The organism is Longicatena caecimuris, from assembly GCF_004341945.1.
GTDB lineage: Bacteria > Bacillota_I > Bacilli_A > Erysipelotrichales > Erysipelotrichaceae > Longicatena > Longicatena caecimuris.
Genome location: NZ_SMBP01000011.1, coordinates 69,960 through 95,477, shown reverse-complemented (window position 1 = coordinate 95,477; position 25,518 = coordinate 69,960). Strand labels below are relative to the sequence as shown.

Below are 25,518 nucleotides of genomic sequence, written 5' to 3'. Positions count from 1 at the left end.
TAACAATCAAGATGGAATACGACCAAATGAAGTAAAGGTACAACTTTTAGCTAATGGAAAGGCCTTCGGGGAAGTGCTCACACTGAATGAAAAAAATAATTGGAGTTCTTCTTGGAAAGATCTTCCAAAGTATGAATCAGGAAAAGAAATTGAATATACTATAAAAGAACTAAATACAATTTCTGGATATGAAAGTAAGATAGAAAGTGATAAGGATGGAAACTTTATTTTAACAAATACACATGCTGTCGAACTTATCAATAAAACTGTAGCGAAGATTTGGAATGATAGTAATAACCAAGATGGAATACGACCAAATGAAGTAAAGGTACAACTTTTAGCTAACGGAAAGGCCTTCGGGGAAGTGCTCACACTGAATGAAAAAAGTAATTGGAGTGCTTCTTGGAAAGATTTTCCAAAGTTTGAATCAGGAAAAGAAATTGAATATACTATAAAAGAACTAGATACAATTTCTGGATATGAAAGTAAGATAGAAAGTGATAAGGATGGAAACTTTATTTTAACAAATACACATGCTGTCGAACTTATCAATAAAACTGTAGCGAAGATTTGGAATGATAGTAACAATCAAGATGGAATACGACCAAATGAAGTAAAGGTACAACTTTTAGCTAATGGAAAGGCCTTCGGGGAAGTGCTCACACTGATTGAAAAAAATAATTGGAGTTCTTCTTGGAAAGATCTTCCAAAGTATGAATCAGGAAAAGAAATTGAATATACTATAAAAGAACTAGATACAATTTCTGGATATGAAAGTAAGATAGAAAGTGATAAGGATGGAAACTTTATTTTAACAAATACACATACTGTCAAACTTATTCATAAAACTGTAGCGAAGATTTGGAATGATAGTAATAACCAAGATGGAATACGACCAAATGAAGTAAAGGTACAACTTTTAGCTAATGGAAAGGCCTTCGGGGAAGTGCTCACACTGAATGAAAAAAATAATTGGAGTGCTTCTTGGAAAGATCTTCCAAAGTTTGAATCAGGAAAAGAAATAAATTATTCTATTAAAGAAGTAACAATTTCTGATGGTTATACAAGTAAAACCGAGATTGATAAGAATGGTGATTTCATAATTACAAATACTCATGTGCCAGAATCTCCAATCACTCCTGAAAAACCAGATGAGCCAACAAAACCAAAAGATGAGTATACTCCATCTAATAATAAGGCACCACAAACAGGAGATTTTACAAATGTTTCACTATATTTGGTATTTGTTTCTACATCCATAATTGCCATGTCCTTAATTTTTGTTAAGAAAAGAAAATTAAAAATGAAATAAGATTACATAAAGACTTGAAATAACAATTAAGCATTTTCTGGGAGGCTGACAATATGAAAAAAATTAGCCTATGAAGCATTTAATGATTCATTTACAGCATATGGTATCCTCATTAATAAAAAGGTGTATATGCTTATTAATCAGCAGCATCAGCTTTTGCACAGGAAGCAGGAGTTTTAGAAAGTTACCTTATGGAATAATAAATAAGGGAGGTTGATGAAATTGGATTTTTCTTCGTTTAATTATAAACGTTAGAAAGAAAATGAATAGTAAAGATTGACATAAAAAACACACCTGAGCTTTTCTTCCTTAGGTGTGTTTTCATTGGGTAATCAAATTTTTTAGGGTTTTTCGCCAGAAATTTAGGGGGCAACTTCAGTGGGATGAAGGAAACAAACAAAGAATTTAAGACCCCTAAAGTTAAAAAGAAAAGGAATCAGCAAAAACAGTGCTGATGATATGATCCCTTTTTAGGTTATGCTCTATTTGTTTTTATCAATTTATTAATTGTTTTTTACTTTATAGTTGCCACGTTTTTTTCCTCTGTAACTGTGTATTTCTTCCTGAGGCTTTGGCATATTTCTTATTTTCAGAGATATCAATATGAACTTCGTCAACAGAAAGAAATTCAGGAAGTTTCAATCGTGGCAAGTCAACGAAAGCAGTGAAAATATCATGAATCTTCGTATCTGAAAGATGAAACTGCCTGGCAATAGATGCAGAGGAACGGCTGAGATCCTTCATAGCTTCTAGGATGAGCATAGGTGTAATATCAGTAGATTGTTTATATGGCTTGAAGAAAGGATAAGATTCATTGACATAAGTCTTACAGTTAGTGCATTTCCACTTTCTCTGGCTAACGATAAAGATAATGCAGGTAGAATCCTGTAAAATAGGGTGTTTGATTTTTCTCTTATAGATGCCTTTAGAAGCATCCTGCATGAGCAGTTAGGGCAGTAAGTGGGTATAGGCGGTCTTGAAATATAGACATATTTCGTATCGCCAGCAACTTCAACATTATCAATACTGATAGAGCCATCATCAGGTAGGCTCAGCAATTTAAAAATATAAGAATAATCCATGAGTTACCTCCTTTTAACAGAGAGCATAACCATGAAATATTATAAATAAAGAAACAGGCAGATTCACCTATTTCTCATTTGAAATAACCCCCTAAAGTCTAGACCCCTAAAGTTGCCCCTAAATTTCAGACCCCTAAAGATTTTGGATACCCTTTTCATTTTCCACTAGTATTACAGCTTTTTTCTTAAGCTGGTATATCATCAGTTATCACTGGTTTCTTAATCATCTTATTCAATTTGGTATATGTTACCGCTATTAAGCAAAGGATGATGTCAAAACTAGCTGGCAATCAATCGTTTTCAGCCATCTTGTTTTTAAACAAGATGTTGTTATTTTCGAGCATCTGCAGATAAACAAAGATGTCGTTATTGGTAAAGACACCATCTTTCAGAATGTTTGCTTCTTGTAAAACAGGGTCATTGCCATCTGCAATCAGGATATCCAGATAATGTGCACAGATCGGTCCGCAATCCTCTAAGAAGCTTCGATGAAACAAGCTAGGTGTATGATCAACAGCATAATGCAATATCCCATCAATCTCATACACCGGATGGGTAAAGGTTGTTGGTTGAGAAGATTCAATGGCACAATGTGCATCGCAGCTAACATCAATGATCATCGCATGTGGTTTCATCTTTTTTAGATCACTGAGATACAAAATGTGATCACTTCGTTCAACATCCCATAAAATACAATTTATGATAACATCATATTCCTGAAAATGATGAAGAAATGCTTGTTCAGCCTTACGTGGATAAACATCCACATAAGCACCTAGCTGATACAATATTTGCATAGCTCCTTTTGCTGTGTTGCCATTTCCTAAGATTGCTACTTTCTTCCCTTGAGGAAGTGTTCCGTATAATTGAAAAGCATGTAAAACAGCAGCCTTGCCAGCCAATTCACTGTTTTTATAGAAAACAGCACGACCTTCCTCATACATGTTTTCCCAGGCAAAGGCATTCATTTTTTTACGCATCAGCAATTCTGCGCGTTCTTTGGTTTCGGCAGGATGTACCCAGCCAAACAAAATCGTGCCATCTGCCAGATCCTGTAGATAGCTGGCATCTCCGATTTTTGGGTCGCAGATGATTTGCTTTCTCATCACTTCTTTAGGATCATCTATATGAGCGCCACTAGCTCGATAATCCTCATCTGAAAATCCGCATATCTCTCCATAGCCATGGCAGAGATACAGTTGTTCCTTGTGTTTCATAGATGCGATGTCGCATGGACGTAAAACGCGGCGATGTTCATGTTCTTTTGTCGGAATCATTAATCCTACGGTATTCATGAGATCATCTTCTTTCATGTTGCATCCTTAGTATAACATAGATGAAAACAGAAGGAAAAGAATTCATGAAATCCTTTCGCAAACAGAAAAGGGTATGCTATAATTACTAACAGAATAGAAAGTAGGAATATCATGGAACAAAAAGAAACCTTAGAAGCCGTAGAAACAAAGGAAGTAACGGCGGAATCTGTAGATTTTCAATTTGAAACGGTGTTGAATGAAATCTATCAGGATTTTAAAATTATGGATGAGCATGTAGATGCCGGATTAGATGCACGATTAAAAGAATTGTTGACGCATACCGAAAATGAGTTAACAAGTGAAGAATATATGAAGCTTATGTATATGGAAGGACTGAAGTATGAACAGCAGGAAAATAAAAATGCTGCACGCTTTTGTGCCATGCGCATGCTGAAAATTAAGGAATGCTATGAAAATCCTAAGAAAAAACGTCCGCGTTTTTTGGATATGATTCCTTATACGATACCGGAAGAAATGCTTGAGTTTATTGAGCGTTACACGGATTTTTTGGAAGATACATATAACTTCATCAGTAAACGTTTGTTGTTAATTACTGCTGGTTTAGTTGTTATTATCCTTTTAATCTTTATCCTTGTTTTAAAATTGAATTTTTTAATGTCACTTATAAATGCTGCTTTGATTGGTTTATTGAACTATATCCTACAAAAGCGTCGCTTACCGGATATGTTTCAGAAGAATCAAACTGCAGCAATTGAGCATTATGTAGAGGACGATGTACTTGAGTTTGATCGTCCTGTGCGTTATTCATAAACTTATGGAAGATATCTTTGCAAGGGGATGTCTTCTTTTTTTATACGTTTGTAAAGGTTAGAGCTTATTACGCTCATTGATGATGCTATCCCAGGTCATGCTACCGATGACACCATCGACATTTAAATCATATAAATACTGATATTGCTGTACAGCAGCGACGGTTCTTGGTCCATAGATGCCATCTACCGGAATCGGACGCAGACATTTATTGGTGGCTGCAATTTCATTGAGGTATTCTTGCATTTTAAATACGGAAAGTCCTTGTTGACCGCTGGATAAATAAAAACCACGATTGGCAACCGGAATATTGGTGACGACACCTAATTCACGAAGCTTATCGACAAGAGAATTCCAGGTATTATAATTGATAATACCATCAATTGGTAAGCCGGCATAACGTTGCCATTCCCGTACGGCTGTTTCTGTTAATGGGCCAAAGACACCATCTTGTTTATTCACGGTAGAAATTAGATTCCGTTGTTGCATCATATTCAGATATGCCTGCAGTTTGTTCACACCGATACCGAGGTCACCTCGTTTAATTACATATTGTGTAGCCATTCTTTCATCTCCTTTCCTTATACTATATGTAACATGTGCATATTCATCTCAATGATTGCCTAGAAGCATCGACATGAAGAGAGGAAACAAAGGATGTTTTTAGATGAAAAAGGTTTTTTTTCATTGCTTTGATTCATACACTGTCATGAGGTGAGCATATGAGATTATTCAAGTGGATTGGGTCAGTATTGGTGAGTGTCTTCTTGATGGTAACAGCGGTTACCGCAAAAGAGGAAGGATATTGTGTTGAAGGTAAAGTGTTAGATGAAAAGGGACACCCTGTACAAGGGGCAAGTTTCACTTTATATCAATATGGTGCCGTTATGAAAGATGCTGTTATCACCAATGCCAAAGGAGAATGGAAAATTACAGAATTGCCGGCAGGAGATTATGTGCTGAGTCAAGAAAGCAGCCCTTATGGCTATGAGATGATGGAAAAACCACTAGCGATTTCGTTGCAGCAGGATAAGACACTTGTTGTAGATACAATACGTAATGCGCATATGGAAGGGAGTGTGCGGATATGGTTACAGGATGAAAAGGGAAAAGCCATTGCAAAAATGTCTTTACAAGTGTTAGATGAACAGAACCAGCGTTGCTGTCAGGGGGAAACGAATCAAGAGGGGATGTTTATGGCGGAACATCTTTTTTTAGGTAATTATCGTTTAGCCGTTTTAGATGAGCATTTATATAAGGAGAATGAGGAAGGTCTGCGTTTCACGATGACTTCGAAAAATCATAAGCAGATTCAGAATATTTATTTCCATTTGCAGAAAAAAAGCGGTAATGTTTCTTCCTCACATGACGCGCTTTATTTATTTTTTGGTTTATGTTTAATTGCATGTGGCAGTATCTGGTGGTATTTACATTATCATGGTTTCCAACAATTACGTAAAGATTTTATGTGAGGGAATAAGTCTGTTACATCTTCTTTGCGTAAGTCAGCACCTACATGCGAAACAACTTTTGCAGCTAGCTGATTGGCATAGAAAAGGGCAGTTGGCCAATCCTTTTTCATGTGTCTTAGGGCAAGCAAAGCTCCTATATGGGTATCACCGGCTCCAATCGTATCTTTTACTTGTACACTTGGGGAAGGAATGGTGAATGCTTGCATGCCATCATAGAAATAAACACCATTCGCTCCTAATGTAATGATGATTGGTGCATGACTTTGGGCATAAAGCATTGTGGCAGCTTGTTGAATGCTTGTTGAATGGGTATAGGATAGTGCTTCTTCTTCATTGATATGAAGTAAGGCATGCATGCGTAACAATGCCTGCATGCGCTCTGACGGTATTTTACAAATTCGTGGCCCAGGGGCAAAATAGATAGTCACTTCAGGGTGTTGTTGGAGCCATTCTAAAATATAACGACCACTATCTTCCTCTATTTCTAAACCGCAAATATATACACTGTCAAAGGTATAGGCATTCAGTCTTGTGAACCAAGCTTTCTGAAAGCGATATTCACAGCCATGTAAGGATAAAAAGGTACGTTCACCACTATCCTCAACTAAGCAATAACAACAGCCGTTTTCGTCTTCAACATCTTCGATTATGGAATGCATATGGTTATCATGCAGATGAGTACGTACATAATCTCCATAAATTCCTTTGCCCACAGGCGAAAACAATACATAGGGTTGTTGGAGTACTTGTAACACTTGCGCAGCGTTGTATGCACAACCACCTAATCGCATCGTTTGGGTATACAGATGTACATCTTGTGCTGTTGTGGGAAGTTTAGGTAATGTCAGGATGACATCACAGACACAGGAACCAATGATTCCGATATGCGTTTCTTTCATGAAAATCTCCCTTTACTTTTCTATGCTTATTCGTGTAAGTATTATAGCATAGCTATTAAGGAAAAGAATAGGAAAAGACAGAAAAAGGTGGTATAATTTTACATAGAAATCCTATGTGAGGTGAAACATATGAAAAATAAAACAAAGGCCTTTTTAGCAGGGGCAATGTGTACAGGGGGCATTTGGTGGAGCTATCATGAAAATCATACCTTAGATTGTGAAACCTTTGTGTATCAGAATAAAAAGGTACCGAATGCGTTTCATGGCTGTCGCATATTGCATATCTCTGATTTGCATAATACCAGCTTTGGACATTACCAGAAAAAACTGTTAAAAGAAATACAGTTTGCACATGCAGATATCATTGTAATTACCGGTGATTTAATTGATGGAGCAAGAAGCAAGGAAACAAACCTTAGACCTATGAAAGCCCTCATTCAGGAAATTGTACGTATGGCTCCTGTGTATTATGTACCGGGAAATCATGAGGCGAATAGTCCTATTTATTTAACACTGGTTGCATATTTGCGAAAACAAGGCGTTAAGATTTTGGATAATCGCATAGCTTATTTATCAAAGGATGACGATACAATGGCTATCGTAGGTGTGAAAGACCCATATTTTTATGAGGATAGTTCTTCGCAATTTGCACGAACTTTGGTTGAACTGCGCAAAGCGGTTAAAGATGATTTTACGATTTTATTAAGTCATCGTCCGGAATATTTTCCTTGGTATGAAGCTTGTGGCTATCATTTGATTTTTAGTGGTCATGCCCATGGCGGTCAAATAGGAATCGGTCATCGACAGGGATTATTTTCTCCTCATCAAGGATGGAAACCTACTTATTGTGATGGATTGTATCATGGAAAAGACAGTGTGTTAGTTGTCAGCCGTGGATTGGGAAATAGTAAGTTCCCTTTGCGCATTCATAATCATCCGCATTTGATTACGGTCGTATTGTCTCATGGATAACATCTTAGAAACAAATCGCTTAGTATTTCGTAAGTTGTGTTACGATGATATGGATAATTTGAAGAAAACATTGCAGGATGAAGTCGCCATGTATGCTTATGCGCATGCATTTAGTGATGAAGAAGTGGAAGCGTGGCTACAGCGCCAGTTAGCTCGTTATGATGAAGATGGTTTCGGTTTATGGGCGTTGATTAGGAAACATGATGGTAATTTCATAGGACAGTGTGGTTTAACAATACAAGAAATCGATGGTCGAAAGCTACTTGAAATCGGCTATCTGCTACAGCGAGCATATTGGCATCAAGGGTATGCGATTGAAGCAGCGAAAGCAGTGAAGGAATATGCGTTTACCAAACTTCATGCCCCTTGGGTCTTTTCTATCATTCGCGATAATAATGCGGCATCTATCAAGGTTGCAGAACGTAACGGCATGATAAAAACCGGCGTTATCGTTAAGCAGTATTACCATATGGATATGTGCCATTTTGTGTACTGTGCCGAAAATCCATATATTCATAAACGGTGAACAAAAGATAAGAAAAAAAGAAGATAGTATCTTAAGTAAGGAAGTGAACCCTAACGTTTGGATAACCAAACGAAAAGGGTTCTTTTCAGAATACAATAGGTACGATCTTCTTATTTTAGCGTTTTCGCATAGCCGCTAACTTCACCTTTTATCTTTTCAAGAGTATACTAATCGTTATGCGTTACGAATGCTTTGTTTCTAGTAGCATAACAGCTTTTAAAAGGATAAGAATGAAAAGGCAAGTAAACCATGCCAAAAAGGTATATTCTTTTAGCATCACAAAGACTCCTTTTGCAAAAGGTTACGCAATTCATTCTTTTCATGTTCACTTAAAAAGGCAGCTTGCAGCGAAGTTGACAGACAGGCAGCTAAATCTTCTTCCTGAAAATTTTGGTACTTTATCAGATAAGCATATTCTTTATCTAGGTCGGTATGTGAAATGGTCATATTATCGGTATTGATTGTGATAGGAATGCCATAGGAGAGATATTGATGAATAGGATGTGCCTCATACGATGCTGTGACTTCACATTGTACATTACTGGTAATACAGACTTCTAGCGGTATTTGTTGATCTCTTAATAAAGCCATGACTTCTTCATCTTGCAAGGCACTTGTCCCATGCCCAATCCTTGATGCTCCAAAGGCAATGGCGGTTTTAATGTTTTCTGGACCATAACTTTCACCAGCATGAATGGTCAAGGGAATTTGATAAGAGCGTGCCAAAGCAAATAATTGTTTGAAATCTATCATCGGGGCTAACCCTTCTGCACCGGCTAAATCAAGGGCAACGACGCCATCCTTAAGATAGCGGTGACATAAATGCACAGTTTCTACATTCGCCTGATGTGTTAGCGATTCTTCACCAAGTACCATCATACATAAAATGAAATTTACTTTAAGTTGCGAAAAGCGCAAGGCACAATCTTTTCGTGCCTGCAATAAGATTTCAACTACACGCTGTTGTGATAAACCACCTCGCGTATGCTGTTGTGGAGCAAAGCGGATTTCAGCATAGATAAGACCTTGATTAGCTAAGTTTTCGATGCACGCACACATGCCAAAGTATAACGCTTCCGGTGTCTGTAATAAAGCCAGCGGTGTATCAAAACGTGCTAAATAATCGTACAGGGAATGACAATCAGCATCTACCTGCATCCGTTTTTGAAAGGCTTTTTCATCTAGTTTTTGTAAGGATGGGTGTTGCTTTGCCAAAGTATACGCATATGCTAAGGGTAAAGAACCATCAAAGTGTAAATGTAAGTCTATTTTCTTATGTGTAAACATAACCAGTGCTCCTTTTTCTTAAAACTATTTCTATTTTACCATGAATTGCCAGCATATTTCACATATACGCAGGCAAATTGCTGAAAAAGGGAGCCCTTTATTGCTTTCTGTTTCAAATCTTACTATAATAAGAACAGTGAGGTAACAAGATGATTCAAGTATATATTGATGCAGAATTTGATGCAGTGCGCTATCAGAAACGCTTTGAACAGGCGGTCATCAGTTTTGGTGCTGTGGCTTGTCGACAAAAACAGATGTTAGATACGTTTTACACATTAGTACGGCCAAGATATTTTCGCCATTTGACACCTGTTGTAAAAAAGATGACGCATTTAAAAGATAAAGAAATTTTAGCTGCTGAGCCCTTGGAAGTGGTCACAGAGCATTTTTTATCATGGTTGCAACGCTTTGGTGAGTTAGCCGATATTCAGTTATACAGCTGTGGGCCGGATGATCGCAGAACATTAATGAAAAATTGTGCTATTCATCATATTGATGGTGCACTGTTTGATCGTATTCAAGATTTACAAAAAGAAATATCCGCAACCGTAAAATTTCAAAATAAGATTATTTCTCCAAGCTTATCTTTGGATGATATGAAGCTGATCTATGATATTCAGGGGGCTGTTGATCATAATGCATTAAATGATGCGAAAGATCTGATGTATATTTATCAACGTTATTTAGATGGTAATGCACAAAATGCTCAGCGTATCTTGGATATAGTAAATCGTAAAGAGGCTAAACAACAGGAAGTGCGACGGAAACAAAATGAACGATTGCGGACCATGATGATTCAGCAATTTCAAAAATATCCAAAAGAATTCGTGAAGATACCTTTATTGCCGGAAGTAATAGAGCAGTTTCAACTTTGGGAGGACAGAGAAACAAGAACTCATATGCATTGGAAACGGAAAAAGTTTATCCAGGGCGAAATGTGTTATCCATATGACGAATTGCAATTATGGATGAAAATTGATTTGCAGGATGAAATGCCAAGCGTATCTTTACGTTTTCTACATCGTCAAAAAGATGTTGTAAAAAAATATCCACTGCATTATCGCAATGCTACGATGGTTGAAGCAATCTTAAAGCGGGTGTTAGCATGATGGATTCATCCATACAGCGAAAGATTTATATAGAAGGAGCTAAGCTGAAGCTTTATGTCAATGATTTAAAAAAGCAGTTAGAGCAGTTGCAGCATGCGCCTTTTTGGGATAGAAATCCATATATTCGCAGTAACCAGGCCAAAAAACATTTACAGGCACTAAACCAAAGTGTCGAACAATGTGTAGATGCTTTATTATCTTATACGGCATTGTTAAGTACGAGTGGCCTTTGTGCTAAAAAAGAGTTGCATGCTTATTTCTTCATGTATGATTTTTTATTTCAATTTCATGATGATATAATAAGACAAGAATATGCCCATCGCTTATTGACGCGAGATGTGGAGCTTACATCACGTTTTCATGAATTTTTCCGCTATAGTGAGCAATTTATTGCCAATCAAGAAAAAAAGTACAAGATACTGGCAAATGATGAAACAGAAATGCTATATAATAAAAGATAGTAAAGGAATGGAAGAACGTTTCTTAATAGACCATATAGGAAAGGATCTATCTGTGTTATAAAAAGACATTCAAAAATAATAGAAAGAAATGGTAGGGCATGCGATATCCGTATCGTTAAGAAGATACGCATCAAAAAAGGAAGTGATTCAGAAAGCTTAAAATGCAGTGTAGAAATAAGATGAGCTAATGTGCGTATGAATTTCATAAAAAAATTCTTGTAATCTTGATGATATATGGTAAAATTATCAATAGAAAAAGGTCCTTTAAAATAATCCAGAGAGGTTATGAAGGAAAGATAACTGGAGATAGTGATGTAAGGCCCTTTTGTATGCAAAAGGGCTTTTTTTAAAGCCATGGAGGTTAGGTTATGAACAAAAACAGTTTGTTAAGAATCTGCGATTTAACAAAAGAAGAGATTTTTGATATTCTCCATGATGCTGAAGCGTTTTCGTGTTCCCAATCAGATTGGCAATTTCCTCGTCGTACGTTGATTGCTAATCTTTTTTTTGAACCAAGCACACGAACGCACTTCTCATTTGCATCAGCACAGCATCAATTAGGAGCAAGCGTGGAAAACTTCACCGCACAGGGAAGCAGCGTTGAAAAAGGAGAATCCTTATACGATACCGTAAAGACATTTGAAAGCATTGGCTTTGATGCGCTTGTTATTCGCCATAGTCAGGATGAATACTTTAAAGAATTGGAAAATATTCAAATTCCAATCTTAAATGCAGGTGATGGCTGTGGGAATCATCCAACCCAATGCTTATTGGATTTATTAACGATCTATCAAGAATTTCATACCTTTGAAGGTATTAAGGTTGCCGTGATTGGTGATGTAAAGCATTCCCGTGTTGCCAACAGCATCAAGGAAGCAATGGACATGCTTGGCGGAGAAGTTTGTTTCAGCGGTCCTAAGGAATGGGTAGAAACCGATGCTTCTTATAAAGATATAAATGAAGCTGTGCAATGGGCAGATGTTGTTATGATGCTGCGCATTCAGCATGAACGCCATCAAGAAACCATGAAGATGAGCAAGGAAGAATACTTGCAAAACTATGGTTTGACAAAGGAAAGAGCGGCCATGATGAAGCCAAATGCGATTATCATGCATCCTGCACCGGTCAATCGCGGTGTGGAAATTGACAGTGACTTGGTAGAAGCTAAAAACAGCCGCATCTTTCAGCAGATGAGCAATGGTGTGCTGGTACGTAAGGCTGTTGTGAAACGCGCGTTAGGCTATGCGCCATTTGATCGCTAGGAGGAAGCATATGAAACTGATAAAAAATGGCTATTTGCTGTTGGATAACGAGTTAAAGAAAGCAGAAATGCTTTTTGATGAAACCGGGATCAAACAGATAGCAGAACATATTGATGATACTGAGGCGGAAGTGATTGATGCCGCAGGACATGCGGTATTGCCAGGTTTGATCGATGCACATGTGCATTTGCGAGAACCGGGTTATACGCATAAGGAAACGATTCAAAGCGGCACCAAGGCAGCTGCCCATGGTGGTTTTACAACGATCATGGCGATGCCCAATGTCATCCCTTATCCGGATAATGTTGATACGATGACTGCCTACTTAGCAAAAATCAAACAGGATGCACTTGTTCATGTACTGCCATATGCTTGTATCACAAAAGGGGAAGCCAGCAAGGAAGTCGTAGATATGAAAGGACTGAGTGCCATGGGCATTCATGCTTTCTCTGATGATGGTGTTGGTGTGGCAACAGCGGAAATGATGAAACAAGCGATGCAGGCATGCAAGGAAGTAGATGGTATGATCGTGGCACATACGGAAGATATGCGCTATCGCAGACCAAAGGCTTGTATGCATGAAGGCATTCGCAATCAAGAACTGCATCTATTAGGGATTCCCAGTGCTTGTGAATATGCGCAGATGAAACGTGATTTAGACTTAGCGAAAGCTATCGGTTGTCGCTATCATGTGTGTCATATGAGCGCGAAGGAAAGTGTTGCCTATTTAAAAGAATATAAAGCTCTTGGTGTGGATTGCAGTGGTGAAGTAACCACACATCACTTGTTGCTAAATGAGATGGATGTTGAAGGTCCTAACCATAAGATGAATCCACCGCTGCGCAGCGAAGAAGATCGCCAAGCACTGATCCAAGGCTTGCTGGATGGCACGATTGATTTTATCGCTAACGATCATGCCCCTCATGCAGAAGCAGAAAAACAAAAAGGTATGGAAGAGGCACCCTTTGGCATCGTCGCCTTAGAAACCGCCTTCCCCTTACTATATACGAAATTTGTGAAAGAAGAAAAACGCTTTACCTTAGGACAGCTCGTGTATTGGATGAGTGAAGCTGTAGCAAAACGTTTCCGCTTAAAGCGCAAAGGTAAATTAGCCGTAGGCTATGACGCTGATTTCATCCTTGTAGATCTGGAAAGCTATCACAAGGTGGACAAAGACAAGTTTTATTCGAAAGGTAAGAACACACCATTTGACGGTGTAGAGGCAGCAGGCTGGGTCATCCAGACCTTCTGCAATGGAACCTGTGTGTATGAACACAAGAAGGAGGAATTCGCATGAAAAAAAGACGCTTGATTTTAGAAGATGGCAGTGTGTATGAAGGAATTGCTTTTGGCGCTGACAATTATCGTATGGGAGAATTGATCTTTCAGACTGGTATGAGCGGTTATCAGGAAATCATTTCTGATTTATCGTATTATGGACAAATCGTTATGATGACGTATCCGGCAATGGGCAACTGCGGTATCAACCGCGATGATTTTGAAAGTATTTCCCCTATGGTATTTGGCTTTGTTGTAAAAGAATACTGTGAAGAGCCTAGTAACTTTCGCAGTGATATGACGTTAGATGCCTTCATGAAATTAAAAGGTATCCCGGGTATTGCCGATATTGACACTCGTGAAATTACGCGTAAGATCAGAGATCATGGTACTTTAAAGGCAATCATGGCAGATGAAGATGCAAATGTGGAAGAAGTTGTTGCCATGCTGAAAAATAGCGAATTGCCTCATGATGGAGTACAGCAGGTATCTACGCAAAAACCATTCCCGATTCCATCACGTGGCGCAAAGGTTGTCATGGTGGATATCGGAACGAAGTTTGCGGTCATCCGTGAATTTAACATGCGTGGCTGTGACTTGGTTGTTGTGCCTTACAATATGAGTGCTGAGGATATCTTAGCAATCCATCCGGATGGTGTAGTCTTCAGCGGTGGCCCTGGGGCACCGGAAGATATTCCGGAAACGATTGCAACCTGCAAAGCTTTATTAGGCAAGCTGCCAATGTTGGGCATTGGTTTAGGTCATGAAGTGATCGCTTGTGCATGTGGCGCAAAAGTCGTTAAGATGAAGGTTGGCCATCATGGCAATAGTTCACCGGTACGTAACTTAAAGAAAAATAAAATTGAGTTTACGGCGCAAAACCATGGCTATGAGATTGCGGAAGATTCCCTTATCGGAACCGGCTTGATCGTGACTTATAAGGCATTAAATGATAATTCGATTGAAGGTTGTGAACATGAAACTTATCCATTGCTGTCTTTCTCCTTTGAACCAGAGGCTGCTCCAGGAGCAGATGACTGCAATTATATATTTGATGATTTCTGCAAGATGATGCAGGAAAGGAGTGCTGAATAGAATGCCAAAGAGAACAGATATTAAGAAAATCATGGTGATTGGTTCTGGACCAATCGTCATCGGACAGGCGGCAGAATTTGATTATGCCGGCACACAGGCTTGTACCTCTTTGCGTGAGGAAGGCTATGAAGTCGTTTTGATTAACTCTAACCCTGCAACGATCATGACCGATTCAGTCATTGCGGATCGTGTTTACATTGAACCATTAACACTGGAATTTGCCAGCCGTATCATCTATAAAGAACGTCCGGATGCTATTTTGGGTAGCTTAGGTGGACAGACCGGCTTGAATCTGGTCGTTGAATTGGCAGAAAGCGGCATCTTAGATGAATACCATGTGGAAGTTTTAGGTACGGCATTGGATGCTATTGAAAAAGCCGAAGACCGTGATAAATTCCGTGAACTGATGTATGAAATCGGTGAACCGGTACCGGAAAGTGTCATTGTGCATACCATTGAAGAAGCCGTTGACTTCGCAAATATAAACGGTTATCCGGTTGTTGTACGTCCAGCCTTTACCTTAGGTGGTACCGGTGGTGGTTTTGCGCACAGTGAAGCAGAACTACGTACGATTTGTGATAATGGTTTAAAGATTTCTCCGGTACATCAGTGTCTGATTGAACAAAGCATTGCGGGCTATAAAGAAATCGAATACGAAGTTATGCGTGATAATGCAGATAATGCCATCGTTGTCTGCAACATGGAAAATGTGGATCCAGTTGGTATTCATACCGGGGATTCTATCGTTGTAGCACCGACGCAGACCTTAACCGATCGTGAATGTGGCATCATGCGTGCATCTGCTTTAAAGATCATTCGCGCCTTAAAGATTTGCGGTGGTTGTAACGTCCAGTTGGCCTTAGATCCAAATTCCTTTAAATACTATGTGATCGAGGTCAATCCGCGTGTTTCACGTTCCAGTGCCTTAGCAAGTAAGGCAACCGGTTATCCAATTGCCAAACTAGCTGCGAAGGTTGCGGTTGGTCTGACACTGGATGAAATCATCAATCCGGTTACGCAGACAAGCTATGCCTGTGTAGAACCATGCATCGACTATGTTGTTGCGAAATTCCCACGCTTTGCCTTTGATAAATTCCCAAAAGGGGATCGTACCTTAGGTACGCAGATGAAGGCAACCGGTGAGGTCATGTCCATTGGACGTACCTTTGATGAAGCTATCTTAAAAGCCATCCGTTCTCTTGAAATGAAGACCGATCATCTGGAACAAAAGGATGTCAATGCCTTAAGTGAAGAAGAGCTGTGGAAGAAGTTAGAACGCAGTGATGATGAACGTATCTATGTCATTACCGCTCTATTAAGAAGAGGCGCTAGTGTAGAGGATATCTTTAACGTAACGAAGATGGATCGCTATTTCTTAAATCGTTTCAAAAATATCGTTGCCTATGAAGAAGTCATCGCTGCCCATAAAGGGGATTTAGAAGTCTTACGATATGCGAAGAAAATGGGCTTTGCGGATAGCTATATCGCCAGAAAATGGGAGATGAGCGAGCGTGAAGTATATGAACTGCGCAAACAGCATCAGATCATTCCGGTATATAAGAATGTGGATACCTGTGCCGGAGAGTATGTATCCCATACCCCATACTTATATTCTACGTATGAGCATGAAAACGAAAGTATCTCCAGCAATAATAAGAAGATCATCGTGTTAGGAAGTGGTCCTATCCGTATCGGACAGGGTGTCGAATTTGACTATGCGACGGTGCATTGTGTAAAGACTTTACGTGAATGTGGTTATGAAGCCATCGTTATTAACAACAATCCGGAAACAGTATCGACGGATTACTCCATTTCCGATAAATTATATTTTGAACCATTGACGATTGAAGATGTTATGCACATCATCGATCTGGAACAGCCATTAGGTGTCATTGTGCAGTTCGGTGGACAGACCGCTATCAACTTAGCCGATAAGCTGGTAGAACGCGGTGTGAAGATCTTAGGTACTTCTTTAGAAAATATCGACCGTGCCGAAGATCGTCATGAATTTGAAGAAATGCTGCATAAGCTAGATATTCCACAACCAATGGGAGAAACGGCGGTAACGGTAGAAGAAGCCTTGGTGATCGCGAATAAAATCGGATATCCGGTATTAGTGCGTCCAAGCTATGTATTAGGTGGCCGTGCCATGGAAATCGTGCATAACGATGATGACTTGAAGATATACATGGCAACTGCGGTAAAGGAAATCAGTCATGATGCCCCAATCTTGGTAGATAAATATATCGTTGGTAAAGAGATGGAAATTGATGCTATCTGTGATGGTGAGCATGTGTATATTCCAGGTATCATGGAACATATCGAGCGTGCCGGTGTCCATTCCGGTGACTCAATCTCCGTTTATCCAGCACCAACAGCTTCTCAAAAGGTGAAGGATACGATCATTGAGTATGCCATCCGCATCGGAAAAGGTTTCCACTTCATCGGCTTATACAATATTCAGTTCATTGTTGATAAAGATGAGAAAGTGTATGTGCTGGAAGTAAATCCACGTTCTTCTCGTACCGTACCATTCTTATCTAAGATTACCGGTGTACCAATGAGTTATGTGGCAACCCGCTGTGTACTTGGCCATTCCTTAAAAGAACAGGGCTATGAAGAAGGCGTACATCCAGAAGGTGAACGTGTCTTTGTAAAAGCACCAGTCTTCTCTTTCGCCAAACTGCGCAGTGTTGATACAACCTTAGGTCCAGAAATGAAATCAACCGGAGAAGCACTTGGTGGGGATGATACATTAGAGAAAGCTTTATATAAGGCACTGTTGGCAAGTGGAGTGAAGATTCCTTTGCATGGCAATGTCTTATTGACGGTTGCGGATGCGGATAAGCAGGAAGGCTTAAAGATAGCGAAGCGTTTCTCAAACATCGGCTATGGTATCTATGCGACCAAGGGTACAGCAAATCTCTTAAAAGAAAACGGTATTTATGTACGTACCGTAAATAAAGTAAATGAAGCAGAAGGCGAGAATGTGGTAGATGTCATTCGTAAAGGACGTATCAATTATGTCATCAACACAATGAGCATTTCCAAGACCGCTAATCAGGATGGCTTTGAAATTCGTCGTGCCGCTGCTGAAAACAACATCAGCTGTTTCACGTCACTGGATACGGCAAATGCCATTCTGCGTGTACTGGAGGCACAGACCTTCACAACCATTTCTATGAACGAATTGGAGGATTAAGATGCAGGAAGAAAAAGGAATTATCCAAAGTAATGAAAAAATTGCCAAAGATACCTACCGCATGAAAATTGCGGCAGGTATGGCAAAGGATATGAAACCCGGACAATTTGTGAATATCAAGATTGATGGCTATATGCTGCGTCGTCCTATCAGTATCTCCAGCATTGAGGCGGATGGCTTTGTTATCGTCTATAAGGTCGTTGGCGATGGCACTTTAGCCTTAGCTAAGAAACATGCGCATCATACCATTGATGTCTTCGGACCTTTAGGCAGCAGCTATCCGATTCATGAAAATCGCAATGAAGTCTTATTGATCGGAGGAGGCGTTGGTGTGCCGCCGCTGTATGAATTAGCGAAACAATATCGTGTGTTACGTAAGGAAGTACATGTTGTCTTAGGATTTAATGATAAGGACAGCATCTTCTATGAACAGGAATTTAAAGCCTTAGGCTGTCATGTCGTTGTAGCTACGATGGATGGCTCCTATGGTGTAAAAGGAACGGTCATGGATGCCATTCAGGCTCATGCCATTACTTGTGATTTTACTTATAGCTGTGGTCCGCGTCCGATGTTAAAGGCGATAGAAGCTGCTTATCAAAAAGGATATATGTCTTTTGAAAGCCGTATGGCATGTGGTATTGGGGCATGTATGGCTTGTGTGGCAAAGGATAAAAAAGAAGCCGACTTATATCATCGCATCTGTAAGGAAGGACCGGTATTCCCAATCGGAAAGGTGGAATTCTAATGGATCTACATGTAAAACTGCCAGGATTAAACCTGAAGAATCCGATTATTCCAGCGAGCGGCTGTTTTGGCTTTGGCCGTGAATTTGCGGAATTATATGATTTAAGCTTACTGGGAGGCATTGCGATAAAGAGTGCTACCCCACAGAAACGTTTTGGTAATCCGACACCACGCGTTGCGGAAACACCAAGTGGCATGTTAAATGCCATTGGTTTACAAAATCCCGGTGTCGATGTTATCTTGGAAAAAGAACTGCCATGGCTGGCACAGTTTGATACGGAAATCATTGCCAATGTAGCAGGTGCCAGTGAAGAAGAATACGTTGAGGTCATTGAGAAACTGAATGCTTCACAGGTTGTTAAAGCTTATGAATTAAATATCAGTTGCCCGAATGTTAAACATGGCGGTATCGGTTTAGGCACAACACCTGAACTGGCTGCCAAAGTAACCAAAATGGCCAAAGCAGCAGCGAATAAGCCGGTCTACGTGAAATTATCTCCGAATGTTACCAACATTGTCGAGATTGCGAAAGCGGTAGAAGAAGCGGGAGCCGATGGCTTGGTCATGATCAATACGATGATGGGCATGCGCTTAGATTTGCATACCGGAAAACCAATCTTGGCGAATGTTACCGGAGGCTTAAGTGGACCTGCTATCAAACCGGTAGCCATTCGTATGGTGTATCAGGTAGCCCAGGCTGTTAACATCCCGATCATCGGAGTTGGGGGTATTACCAGAGCAGAAGATGTCTTAGAATTCTTATATGCCGGGGCAAGTGCTGTTGAAGTTGGCATGCAGAACTTTATTGATCCTTACTGTTGTGTTAAAATAATTGAAGAGTTGCCAAAGGTTCTTGAAACCTATGGGGTAAACAGTTTACAAGAAGCTGTAGGAAGGAGTTTTAAGTAATGAGCAGAACGATGGTAGCATTGGATTTTTCAAAAAAAGAAGATGTGATGAATTTTCTTGATAAGTTTGATAAACCTATCTATGTAAAGGTTGGAATGGAATTGACCTATGCGTTTGGTTTTGAAATGATTCGTGAAATCAAGGCAAGAGGGCATAAAATCTTTCTTGATTTGAAATTGCACGATATTCCAAACACGGTAAAAAACGGAATGAAGAATCTGGCAAAGCTGGATGTGGATGTGGTAAACTTGCATGCGGCCGGTGGCAGTGCGATGATGAAGGCAGCCATGGAAGGCTTAAACGAAGGAGCTGTCAATGGCAAACGTCCTTTGTGTATCGCAGTCACACAGTTAACCAGCACTTCACAGGAAGCTATGAATGAAGAATTGTTGATTCCCGGAGATGTGAAGGATGTCGTTATTTCCTATGCTAAATTGGCAAAGGAAAGCGGCTTAGACGGTGTGGTTTGTTCCGTGCATGAAGCACGAGCCATTCATGAAGCATGCGGGGCTGACTTTTTAACGGTAACCCCAGGCATTCGTTTAAGCTCTGATTCTAAGGATGATCAAAAACGTGTGGCTACTCCACAGTTTGCCAAAGAAGAAGGCTGTGACTATATCGTCGTAGGCCGCAGTATCACCAAGAGTGAAGATCCATATAAGACATATAACGAAATAGAAGCAATCATGGAGGGAAAATAAGATGAGCATAGAAAAAACAGTTGCGAAAAACCTGTTAGATATTAAGGCAGTATCCTTACAGCCAAATGATCCATTCACTTGGGCAAGCGGTATTAAAAGTCCCATCTACTGTGACAACCGTTTGGTATTATCCTTTCCTGAAAAACGCAGTGTCGTTGTACAGGGCTTTGTTGAATTGATTCAGAAAGAATACAGTGAAGCAGAAGTCATCGTTGGTACAGCTACTGCCGGTATTCCTTGGGGTGCAATGGTTGCGGATAAGATGGAAAAACCATTTGGCTATGTACGTAGTTCCAATAAGACACATGGCAAAGGAAATAAGATCGAAGGAAAGATCGAAAAAGGTGCGAAAGTCGTTGTTGTAGAAGATTTAATTTCTACCGGTGGTTCCGTAAAGGATGTCATCTTATCTTTGCGTGAAGCAGGTGCTGAGGTATTGGGTGTTGTGGCTATCTTTACCTATCTGTTACCAGCAAGCAGTGAATTGTTTGATTCTATCGCATGCAGCTTTAAGACATTAAGTAACTATGATGTCTTGATTGATGTAGCTTTAGAAAATGCGTACATCAAGGAAAATGATCTTGAAAAATTAAAAGCATGGAAAAAAGATCCAAAAGATGAATCTTGGATGAAGAAGTAAAGCAAAGGGGCATAGCACTATTTGATAGCGTCTATGCCTTTTTGGTGGAAAAAAGAAATGTAAGTCCTTACATGTAAGGCAAGCAAACAGGAGGATACGGTTATGCAAAAACGAAAATTAATTTTAGAAGATGGCAGTGTCTATGAAGGGATCGCCTTTGGTGATGATACTTATCAGGTCGGTGAACTTGTGTTTAATACCGGAATGAGCGGTTATCAGGAGGTATTGAGTGACTTATCCTATTGCGGACAAATCGTTTTGATGACCTATCCGCTCATTGGAAATTATGGCATCAATCGAGATGATTTTGAAAGTTTGGATCCCGCTGTCTTTGGCTTTGTGGTCAGAGAATACTGTGAAACACCTAGCAATTTTCGCGGGGATATGAGCTTAGATACCTTTTTAAAACAAAAACATATTCCAGGCATTGCCGGTGTGGATACCAGAGCAATCACTCGCAAACTGCGCAACAGTGGAACGATGCGGGCCATTTTGGCAGATTCAGATGCGAATGTTGAGGAAACGGTAAAGATGTTAAAAGCAACACCGTATCTGCATGATCAAGTGGCGCGTGTATCCACGCAAAAACCTTTTCCGATTCCATCACGAGGGAAAAAGGTCGTATTGTTGGATTTTGGTGCTAAGCATGGCATCATTCGTGAATTATCAAAACGTCATTGTGATTTGATCGTTATGCCATACGATACAAGTGCAGAAGCCATCTTAGCCTTGCATCCGGATGGGGTAATGCTCAGCAATGGTCCTGGTGATCCTAAGGATATGCAAGTTGCGATACAGACCATACGAGAATTGATGGGAAAGGTCGTCATCTTTGGAATTTGTTTAGGACATCAGCTGATTGCCTTAGCCTGTGGAGCCAATACCGTGAAGTTGAAATTCGGACATCGTGGTTGTAATCATCCGGTCATGAATTTAGCAACCGGCAAAGTTGAAATGACATCACAGAATCATGGCTATGCAGTAGAAGCGGAAAGTTTGGAAAATAGCGAACTGGTGATGAGTCATCAAGCCTTAAATGATAAAAGTGTGGAAGGTGTGCGTCATCAGCGCTATCCGATCTTCAGTGTACAATATCATCCGGAAGCTGCTCCCGGACCGGAAGACAGCAATTATTTATTCGACCAATTTATGGAACTGATGGAAAAGGAGCGTGTGTAATATGCCAAAGCGTACAGATATTAAAAAAATCATGGTGATTGGTTCTGGTCCAATCGTCATTGGCCAGGCGGCGGAATTTGATTATGCCGGTTCTCAGGCATGCCAATCTTTAAAAGAAGAAGGTTATGAAGTCATATTGATCAATTCTAATCCGGCAACGATCATGACAGATACCGCGATTGCCGATCGCGTATACATGGAACCTTTGACTGTTGAATTTGCCAGCCGCATCATTTATAAGGAACGTCCTGATGCTATCTTAGGAAGCTTGGGTGGACAGACTGGTTTGAATCTGGTGGTAGAGCTAGCCAATTCAGGAATTCTGGATGCATATGGTGTAGAAATCTTAGGTACTGATTTAACCGCTATCAACCAGGCGGAAGATCGTGAATTATTCCGTGAATTGATGTATGAAATCAAAGAACCGGTACCGGAAAGTGCCATTGTTCATACTGTAGAAGAAGCACTTGCCTTTGCCCAAACGATTGGCTATCCGCTTGTTGTACGTCCTGCTTATACCTTAGGAGGAACCGGTGGTGGCTTTGTGGATACAGAAGAAGAACTACGTATCATCACCGAAAATGGTCTAAAACTTTCTCCGGTACAGCAATGCTTAATTGAACGTAGTATTGCCGGTTTTAAGGAAATCGAATATGAGGTCATGCGGGATGCACATGATAATGCCATCGTCGTCTGCAATATGGAAAATATCGATCCGGTGGGAATACATACAGGAGATTCAATGGTCGTAGCACCGGTACAGACATTGAGTGATCGTGAGCATCAGATGCTGCGCAATGCCAGTTTAAAGATTATCCGCGCTTTAAAGATCTGCGGTGGCTGTAATGTGCAGTTAGCTTTGGATCCTGCATCTTTTAAATATTACATCATTGAAGTAAATCCTCGGGTATCACGTTCCAGTGCGCTGGCTTCAAAAGCAACCGGTTATCCGATTGCCAAAATCGCAGCGAAAATTGCGGTAGGTCTTACCTTAGATGAAATCATCAATCCAATTACCAATACCAGCTATGCTTGTTTTGAACCGGCGTTAGATTATGTTGTCACGAAGCTGCCACGTTTCCCTTTTGATAAATTCCCTCATGCCGATCGTCGTTTAGGTACCCAGATGAAGGCAACCGGGGAAGTTATGGCAATTGGAAGATGTTTTGAAGAAAGCTTCTTAAAGGCGATACGCTCACTGGAAATGAAATGTGATCATATCGAAAATAAAGAAAGCAAAGAAAAAGCAAAGGAAGAGCTGTGGAATAGCATTGCGATAAAAGATGATCAGCGCATGTTTGGTATTGCCGAATTGTTGCGAAGAAAAGAAAGCTTGTCACGCATTCATGATATTACCAAGATCGATACCTTCTTTTTAGAAAAATTTGCCCACATCATCGCCTTAGAAGAACGTATGAAACAACATCCAAAGGATATTCAAATCTTATGGGAAATCAAACGCTGTGGCTTCGCGGATAGTTTTATAGCTCGTAGTTGGGGCATGGAAGAAAAAGCTGTTTATGACTTGCGAAAACAACACGGTATTTGTCCGGTGTATAAGATGGTAGATACTTGCGCTGCGGAATTTGCGAGTGCTACACCATATTTTTATTCCACTTATGAAGATGAAAATGAATCTATACGCAGTGATCGTCAAAAAATCATCGTATTAGGCAGTGGACCGATTCGTATCGGACAGGGTGTTGAATTTGATTATGCGACGGTTCATTGTGTCATGACCTTGCGTGAATGTGGTTATGAAGCCATCGTTATCAACAACAATCCGGAAACAGTATCCACCGATTTCTCTATCTCTGATAAATTGTATTTTGAACCATTAACCATTGAGGATGTTATGCATGTGGTTGATTTAGAACAGCCTTTAGGGGTTATTGTCCAATTTGGTGGGCAGACGGCTATCAACTTAGCCGATCAGCTCGTAAAACGCGGGGTAAAGATTTTAGGTACGTCCTTAGAAAACATCGATCGTGCCGAAGATCGACATGCATTTGAAAAAATGCTGCATAAGCTGAATATTCCACAGCCAACCGGGGAAACCGCCGTGACGGTTGAAGAAGCCTTAGTCATTGCGAATAAGATCGGTTATCCGGTGCTGGTGCGTCCAAGCTATGTACTTGGCGGCCGTGCTATGGAAATCGTGCATAACGATGCTGATTTAAAGATATATATGGCAACGGCGGTAAAAGAAATCAGCCACGATGCGCCTATCTTGGTAGATAAATATATTGTGGGAAAAGAAATGGAAATTGATGCTATCTGTGATGGTGAGCAGGTGTATATTCCCGGTATCATGGAGCATATCGAACGTGCCGGTATTCACTCCGGAGATTCCATTTCGGTCTATCCAGCGCAAACCGTTTCACAAAAGGTGAAAGATACGATCGTGGATTATGCGATTCGTATCGGCAAAGGTTTCCATTTCATTGGTTTATATAATATTCAATTTATCATCGATAAAGCAGAACAGGTCTATGTCCTTGAAGTAAATCCACGCTCTTCTCGTACCGTACCGTTCTTATCCAAGATTACCGGAGTACCTATGAGTCATGTGGCAACACGCTGTGCACTTGGTCATTCTTTAAAAGAACAGGGCTATACAGAAGGTATACGACCAGAAAGTCAACGTGTCTTTGTCAAAGCACCGGTCTTCTCGTTTGCTAAGCTGCGCAGTGTTGATACCGTATTAGGTCCGGAAATGAAATCCACCGGTGAAGCTTTGGGAGGAGATGTAACACTGGAAAAAGCCTTATATAAAGCATTGTTGGCAAGTGGTGTAAAGATTCCTACACATGGCAATGTCTTATTGACCATCGCCGATGAGGACAAAGAAGAAGGACTTTTGATAGCCAAACGCTTCTCAGCCATCGGATATGGCATACTGGCAACCAAAGGAACAGCTGATTACTTACAAGCACATGGTTTATATGTGAAAACCGTGCAGAAAATTGATGCGCATGAGGAAGCCATGGAGAATGTGTTAGATGTCATCCGTAAAGGTTATGTCAATTATGTCATCAATACCATGTCACAAAAGAAAGAAGTGACTATGGATGGCTTCTTGATACGCCGTGTAGCAGCAGAAAACAGTGTGAGCTGTTTTACCAGCTTCGATACTGCCAATGCGATGTTGAAGGTGCTAGAATCAATGAATTTTACCACGATTTCGATGAATGAATTAGCCGATGCATGTTGATATGCGAATAAAAAACACAGGAATACAAAAGGTGTCTGATGTGACACCTTTTGTATATTGATTCTAACGCAGGTTTGTTTATAATGG

21 protein-coding genes and 1 pseudogene are annotated in these 25,518 nt (G+C 40.1%); 17 read left to right on the top strand and 5 right to left on the bottom strand.

The genetic code is table 11. From position 1 onward, the window contains the following. Positions 1-1,312, top strand: a 1,312-nt coding sequence (locus EDD61_RS07965; RefSeq protein ID WP_132224917.1) for a Cna B-type domain-containing protein, incomplete at its 5' end; no start/stop codon positions are given. Positions 1,313-1,885: 573 nt separating this feature from the next. Here the strand turns inward: EDD61_RS07965 and EDD61_RS07960 are convergent. Then, a pseudogene (locus tag EDD61_RS07960) lies at positions 1,886-2,394 on the bottom strand (ISL3 family transposase); the annotation flags it as partial. A gap of 290 nt (positions 2,395-2,684) precedes the next feature. After that, entirely contained in the window at positions 2,685-3,707 is a 1,023-nt protein-coding gene (locus EDD61_RS07955) for a N(5)-(carboxyethyl)ornithine synthase (RefSeq protein ID WP_008687777.1), read from the bottom strand. A gap of 114 nt (positions 3,708-3,821) precedes the next feature. Here EDD61_RS07955 and EDD61_RS07950 point away from each other — a divergent pair, with 114 nt between their 5' ends. Next, positions 3,822-4,481, top strand: a complete 660-nt coding sequence (locus EDD61_RS07950) for a hypothetical protein (RefSeq protein ID WP_008687778.1) — start codon at positions 3,822-3,824, stop codon at positions 4,479-4,481. A gap of 57 nt (positions 4,482-4,538) precedes the next feature. Here EDD61_RS07950 and EDD61_RS07945 read toward each other — a convergent pair whose 3' ends face one another. Then, positions 4,539-5,045 (bottom strand): peptidoglycan-binding domain-containing protein, encoded by a 507-nt coding sequence (locus EDD61_RS07945; protein WP_128125172.1) that lies wholly within the window; start codon positions 5,043-5,045, stop codon positions 4,539-4,541. A 158-nt stretch (positions 5,046-5,203) separates the two neighbouring features. Between EDD61_RS07945 and EDD61_RS07940 the strand changes: the two genes are divergently transcribed. Next, complete coding sequence (locus tag EDD61_RS07940; protein ID WP_119983638.1) at positions 5,204-5,953, top strand: MSCRAMM family protein; 750 nt, start codon at positions 5,204-5,206, stop codon at positions 5,951-5,953. Here the strand turns inward: EDD61_RS07940 and EDD61_RS07935 are convergent. After that, complete coding sequence (locus EDD61_RS07935) at positions 5,917-6,852, bottom strand: PfkB family carbohydrate kinase (RefSeq protein ID WP_128125171.1); 936 nt, start codon at positions 6,850-6,852, stop codon at positions 5,917-5,919. The genes EDD61_RS07940 and EDD61_RS07935 overlap by 37 nt on opposite strands. Before the next feature lie 129 nt (positions 6,853-6,981). Here EDD61_RS07935 and EDD61_RS07930 point away from each other — a divergent pair, with 129 nt between their 5' ends. Both EDD61_RS07930 and EDD61_RS07925 read left to right on the top strand, forming a co-directional pair. Next, positions 6,982-7,824 (top strand): metallophosphoesterase, encoded by an 843-nt coding sequence (locus tag EDD61_RS07930; protein WP_008687782.1) that lies wholly within the window; start codon positions 6,982-6,984, stop codon positions 7,822-7,824. Next, complete coding sequence (locus EDD61_RS07925) at positions 7,817-8,350, top strand: GNAT family N-acetyltransferase (protein WP_119983635.1); 534 nt, start codon at positions 7,817-7,819, stop codon at positions 8,348-8,350. The genes EDD61_RS07930 and EDD61_RS07925 overlap by 8 nt, the downstream gene beginning before the upstream one ends. A 276-nt stretch (positions 8,351-8,626) precedes the next feature. Here the strand turns inward: EDD61_RS07925 and add are convergent, their stop codons facing one another. Beyond that, positions 8,627-9,637 carry an adenosine deaminase gene (add, locus tag EDD61_RS07920; protein WP_128125170.1) on the bottom strand — a complete coding sequence of 337 codons (1,011 nt, stop codon included), beginning with the start codon at positions 9,635-9,637 and terminating at the stop codon, positions 8,627-8,629. 149 nt (positions 9,638-9,786) lie between these two features. Here add and EDD61_RS07915 point away from each other — a divergent pair, with 149 nt between their 5' ends. The 12 genes from EDD61_RS07915 (at position 9,787) to carB (EDD61_RS07860) (ending at position 25,431) form a co-directional block, all read left to right on the top strand. After that, positions 9,787-10,746 carry an exonuclease domain-containing protein gene (locus tag EDD61_RS07915; RefSeq protein WP_132224915.1) on the top strand — a complete coding sequence of 320 codons (960 nt, stop codon included), beginning with the start codon at positions 9,787-9,789 and terminating at the stop codon, positions 10,744-10,746. After that, positions 10,743-11,207 (top strand): hypothetical protein, encoded by a 465-nt coding sequence (locus EDD61_RS07910; RefSeq protein WP_008978603.1) that lies wholly within the window; start codon positions 10,743-10,745, stop codon positions 11,205-11,207. Before EDD61_RS07915 ends, EDD61_RS07910 begins: the two co-directional genes overlap by 4 nt. A gap of 368 nt (positions 11,208-11,575) precedes the next feature. Then, positions 11,576-12,469, top strand: a complete 894-nt coding sequence (locus EDD61_RS07905; protein ID WP_128125168.1) for an aspartate carbamoyltransferase catalytic subunit — start codon at positions 11,576-11,578, stop codon at positions 12,467-12,469. Between the two features lie 10 nt (positions 12,470-12,479). Next, positions 12,480-13,766, top strand: a complete 1,287-nt coding sequence (locus EDD61_RS07900; protein WP_128125167.1) for a dihydroorotase — start codon at positions 12,480-12,482, stop codon at positions 13,764-13,766. Further along, positions 13,763-14,842 (top strand): glutamine-hydrolyzing carbamoyl-phosphate synthase small subunit, encoded by a 1,080-nt coding sequence (locus tag EDD61_RS07895; RefSeq protein ID WP_128125166.1) that lies wholly within the window; start codon positions 13,763-13,765, stop codon positions 14,840-14,842. The genes EDD61_RS07900 and EDD61_RS07895 overlap by 4 nt, the downstream gene beginning before the upstream one ends. A gap of 1 nt (position 14,843) precedes the next feature. Next, on the top strand, positions 14,844-18,044 hold the full coding sequence (gene carB / locus EDD61_RS07890) for a carbamoyl-phosphate synthase large subunit (RefSeq protein ID WP_132224913.1): 3,201 nt from the start codon (positions 14,844-14,846) through the stop codon (positions 18,042-18,044). 1 nt (position 18,045) lies between these two features. After that, positions 18,046-18,789 (top strand): dihydroorotate dehydrogenase electron transfer subunit, encoded by a 744-nt coding sequence (locus EDD61_RS07885; protein WP_128125165.1) that lies wholly within the window; start codon positions 18,046-18,048, stop codon positions 18,787-18,789. After that, positions 18,789-19,697, top strand: a complete 909-nt coding sequence (locus tag EDD61_RS07880) for a dihydroorotate dehydrogenase (protein WP_132224911.1) — start codon at positions 18,789-18,791, stop codon at positions 19,695-19,697. Before EDD61_RS07885 ends, EDD61_RS07880 begins: the two co-directional genes overlap by 1 nt. Then, a complete protein-coding gene (gene pyrF / locus EDD61_RS07875; protein ID WP_008687803.1) occupies positions 19,697-20,398 on the top strand; it encodes an orotidine-5'-phosphate decarboxylase in 702 nt (233 codons plus the stop codon). The genes EDD61_RS07880 and pyrF overlap by 1 nt, the downstream gene beginning before the upstream one ends. 1 nt (position 20,399) lies before the next feature. Further along, positions 20,400-21,038: an orotate phosphoribosyltransferase gene (gene pyrE / locus EDD61_RS07870; protein ID WP_008687805.1), complete on the top strand. Its 639-nt coding sequence runs from the start codon at positions 20,400-20,402 to the stop codon at positions 21,036-21,038. Positions 21,039-21,140: 102 nt separating this feature from the next. Further along, the gene (locus tag EDD61_RS07865) at positions 21,141-22,217 is read left to right on the top strand and encodes a carbamoyl phosphate synthase small subunit (RefSeq protein WP_008687806.1); all 1,077 of its coding nucleotides are present in this window, start codon (positions 21,141-21,143) and stop codon (positions 22,215-22,217) included. Position 22,218: 1 nt separating this feature from the next. Next, the gene (gene carB, locus EDD61_RS07860) at positions 22,219-25,431 is read left to right on the top strand and encodes a carbamoyl-phosphate synthase large subunit (protein WP_132224909.1); all 3,213 of its coding nucleotides are present in this window, start codon (positions 22,219-22,221) and stop codon (positions 25,429-25,431) included. Positions 25,432-25,518: the final 87 nt, after the last annotated feature.